The sequence below is a fragment of the Bradyrhizobium sp. PRIMUS42 genome (assembly GCF_023006515.1).
In the GTDB taxonomy this organism is placed as follows: domain Bacteria; phylum Pseudomonadota; class Alphaproteobacteria; order Rhizobiales; family Xanthobacteraceae; genus Bradyrhizobium.
The window spans coordinates 1-3,823 of record NZ_JALBGZ010000605.1 but is presented as its reverse complement, the minus strand read 5'-3'; the positions used below and the strand labels follow the sequence as shown (position 1 = coordinate 3,823).

The following is a 3,823-nucleotide window of genomic DNA, read 5'->3' as shown; positions in this document are numbered from 1 at the left end:
GTCGATGTCGTCGCCTTGCGTCGAGAGCATCAAGGCGCCGCGGATGGCGCGCGAGCGCAGCACGGGGACCGCGACCGAGACGATCACCTCGCCGCGCGCATTGACCCGCACCATCGAGCGTTTCTGGCCCTGGAGTGCGTCGCCGACCTCCGCATAGCCGTTGCCGTTCTCGGGGCCGAGCTCGCGGTAGAGCGGCAGGTCGCCGCGATTGAGCCAAGTGCGCACCGCGACCATGCCGCGCTCGACGATGCCGGGCTTTTCGGCCGGCGGCGGCAGATTGTAACGCAGCACGTTTTCGAGATTGCGGCTGTCGACCAGCAGGCTGCCGTTCGGGTCGTAGATGCGGGCGCGCGTCTTGGTCGGCGAGATCAGCGTGCGCAGCACCGGCGCCACGCGCTCCGGATTGATCGGGAAGTCCAGCGGCGAATATTCGTCCGGGCCGCCATAGGTCTCGCCCGGCTTGAGGTCGAGCAGCCGATCGGGGTCGATGGTGATGGCGTTGGTCTGCACCGTGGCGGAGGCCGCGATCGCGCCGGCAATGATCTCGGCCTGTACCAACAGGCTCTGCGCCCGTGCGTCGATCAGGCCGGCGCGGAACTGCGACAGGTACAGGATGCTCGCGACCAGCGCGACGAGGCCGGCGAGGTTAAGCGAGACGATGCGGCGGGTCAGGCTGGAGAAGGACAGCGCGAAGAAGAATTGCCCGGCGCGCTTCAGCCAGTTCAGCGGCCGAAAGCCCTGCGGCTTGTCTTCGGCAAATTGCTCCGGAACGCCGTCGGACGTGACGTCCCCAGCGCTCTGGTTTGGATCAGGCTGCGTTCGGTCCAGCAATGCTTACGCCCGCGTTAGGACGGCTCATCGAGAAGGCCCCCGCATTCTAGAGCATGATCCGGAAAAGTGTGCAGCGGTTTTCCGAACGGATCATGCTCAAGAAACAAACCAAAGCGCGATGACGATTCCCATCTCATCGCGCTTTGGAGCGATCCCGGCCCCGATGGAATCAGAACCGGTGATGCTGCGTGAGCCTCAGGCTTCCTTGAAGCGGTAGCCGACGCCGTAGAGCGTCTCGATCATCTCGAACTCGTTGTCGACCACCTTGAACTTCTTGCGCAGCCGCTTGATGTGGCTGTCGATGGTGCGGTCGTCGACATAGACTTGGTCGTCATAGGCGGCGTCCATCAGCGCGTTGCGGCTCTTCACCACGCCGGGCCGGGTCGCCAGCGCCTGCAGGATCAGGAATTCGGTGACGGTCAGCGTCACCGGCTCGTTCTTCCAGGTGCAGGTATGCCGTTCCGGATCCATGCGCAGAAGGCCGCGGTCGAGCGCCTTGGCGTCGTTCTCCTTCGGCGCGACGGTCGGGTCCTTCGGCGCCGAGCGGCGCAGCACTGCCTTGACGCGCTCGACCAAAAGGCGCTGCGAGAACGGTTTGCGGATGAAATCGTCGGCACCCATCTTGAGGCCGAACAGTTCGTCGATCTCTTCGTCCTTGGAGGTCAGGAAGATCACCGGCAGGTCGGACTTCTGCCTGAGACGGCGGAGCGTCTCCATGCCGTCCATGCGCGGCATCTTGATGTCGAGGATGGCGAGATCGGGCTGGGTGGTGCGGAAACCGTCAAGCGCGGAGGCGCCGTCGGTGTAAGTCATGATTCGGTAGCCTTCGGCTTCCAGCGCGATCGAGACGGATGTGAGAATGTTGCGGTCGTCGTCGACCAAAGCGATTGTGGGCATGAGCCTCTGCTTTCTGCTTTCCGTTTGGGTCGTGGCTTGAAACGGCGAGCAATCCACTGATGCGCCGCATACATGGGTGCCGAAGTCGGCATTCGAACCTTGTCACCGAGCAATGCAAGCTGGGCTGAAGTGTGACCAAGTTCCACGAAACACGGCAGATTCGCCGCATGTCGACCCATAACCAGGCCCCCGTTTACCCGAAAAAAGGCCTCCCTTGCAACCACCTGAGCCGAGAAAGCCGATGCAACCGACCCCTGATTTCGTTCCCGGAAAGCTGGCCAGTTCCCTGCTGCGCCGATCGCGGCAGGGGGCGCTGGCAACTCTCATGGCCGGCAGCGGCGATCCCTATTGTTCCCTGGTCAATCTGGCCAGCCATCCCGACGGCTCACCGATCCTGCTGATCTCGGGCCTTGCCGTGCATACCCGTAATATCGTTGCCGATAGCAGGGTCTCGCTGATGCTGGACGAGCGGGCGGCCGGCGATCCGCTGGAAGGCGCCCGGATCATGCTGTCCGGCCGGGCGGAACAGGCAGATGCCGAGAAGGATCTGCTCCAGCGACGGTATCTCAATGCGCATCCGTCGGCGGAAGGCTTTGTTTCCTTTAAGGATTTCTCGTTTTTCCGGATCCGTCCCACGGGAACCCATCTGGTCGCCGGCTTCGGCCGGATCGTCGACCTCACGCCCGCGCAGTTCCTCACGGATCTCACCGGCGCCGAGGACCTCTTGGCAGCGGAGGAGGGGGCTGTCGCGCATATGAATGCCGACCATCGCGAGGCCTTGGGCCTCTATGCGACCAAGCTGCTGGGCGCGGCCGAAGGCGATTGGCGCTGCACCGGCTGCGATCCGGAAGGTCTCGACATGCAGGACGGCCAGACCGCGCTGCGGCTGGATTTCCCGGAGCGGGTGACGGACGGCACGTCGCTGCGCAAGATGCTGGTTCGTCTCGCTGGCGAAGCGCGCATGAAGGTGGACCAGAACGCAACAATTTGAACGCCGCGACCCATCGCTGCGACCCAAGACGGTAGATCCTGAGGCTCGCAGCGAGAGGGTTCATGACGCGTCGTCGTTTGGCATTGGCTGCGGGTCTGGTGCTCGCGATCAATGCGTCGTTTGCCGTGCCCGGTTTTGCTCAGAAGGGTGATCTGTCGGCGCAGAGCGCGCGCATCACCGCGCTCCGGAGCGCCGGCAAATATTCGGAGGCGCTGCCGCTGGCGCAGGCCATGGTGGCCTCGCTCGAGAAGACCAGCAACAACCGCGACCTCGCCGCCGCGCTCAATAATCTCGCGCAGATCTACGCCGACCAGGGCCACGACGATCAGGCCGAGCCGCTCTACAAGCGCGCCATCGCGCTGATGGAGAAGGGGACCGGTCAGGGCAGCGTCGAGATCGCGCCGCTCCTCAACAATCTTGCCGCGCTCTATCAGCGGCAGAGCCGCTTCACCGAGGCCGAGCCGCTGTTCAAGCGCGCGCTTGCCGTTCGCGAGCAGGCGCTGTCGCGCGAGCATCCCGATGTCGGCCAGTCTCTCAACAATCTCGCCACGCATTATGTGAAGCAGGAGCATTTTGCTGACGCCGAGCCGCTGTTCCAGCGTGCGCTGGCGATCTATCAGAAGGCCGCCGGGCCCGAGCATCCCGCGGTCGCCACCGTCCTGAACAACATCGGCCAGGTCGATCGCGACCTCAACCGCGATGTGGACGCCGAGGCGCCGATCAAGCGCTCGCTCGCCATCCGCGAAAAGGTGCTGGGACCGGATCATCCCGACGTGGCGCGCTCGCTGAACAATCTCGCCGGGCTCTACGAGCACCAGCAGCGCTATGCCGAGGCCGAACCGCTCTATCGCCGCGCCCTGTCGATCCGTGAGCGCGCGCTCGGACCCGATCATCCCGATGTCGCGACCTCGACCAGCAATCTCGCCCATTTCCTTCAGGTGTCGGGCCGCACCGCCGACGCGTTGCCGTTCACGCAGACAACGCTTGCCGGCAATCGCGCGCAGCTGCGTGTCGTGCTGCCGGTTCTGTTCGCTGCGCGGCAGCAGGCGCTGCTGGCGAGCGACAAGGCGCTCGATGACGCGCTCGGCGCGATTCAGCGCGGCA

At 64.5% G+C, this 3,823-nt stretch carries 4 protein-coding genes; 2 read left to right on the top strand and 2 right to left on the bottom strand.

The window, feature by feature from the left end:
* On the bottom strand, positions 1–831 hold an 831-nt coding region (locus MOV75_RS30260), incomplete at its 3' end, for a stimulus-sensing domain-containing protein (RefSeq protein ID WP_247007152.1).
* Positions 832–1,026: 195 nt separating this feature from the next.
* Positions 1,027–1,728, bottom strand: coding sequence for a response regulator transcription factor (locus MOV75_RS30255; RefSeq protein ID WP_008542552.1), 702 nt, complete (start codon positions 1,726–1,728; stop codon positions 1,027–1,029).
* Between the two features lie 241 nt (positions 1,729–1,969).
* Here MOV75_RS30255 and MOV75_RS30250 point away from each other — a divergent pair, with 241 nt between their 5' ends.
* On the top strand, positions 1,970–2,719 hold the full coding sequence (locus MOV75_RS30250) for a HugZ family protein (protein WP_246931214.1): 750 nt from the start codon (positions 1,970–1,972) through the stop codon (positions 2,717–2,719).
* 62 nt (positions 2,720–2,781) lie between these two features.
* The coding region (locus tag MOV75_RS30245) for a tetratricopeptide repeat protein (RefSeq protein WP_247007151.1) at positions 2,782–3,823 on the top strand (1,042 nt) is incomplete at its 3' end.

What these genes read in the sequence shown, in the direction of transcription:
- MOV75_RS30255 (WP_008542552.1), bottom strand. Translation starts at nt 1,728, where the DNA reads ATGCCCACAATCGCTTTGGTCGACGACGACCGCAACATTCTCACATCC.
- MOV75_RS30250 (WP_246931214.1), top strand. Translation starts at nt 1,970, where the DNA reads ATGCAACCGACCCCTGATTTCGTTCCCGGAAAGCTGGCCAGTTCCCTG.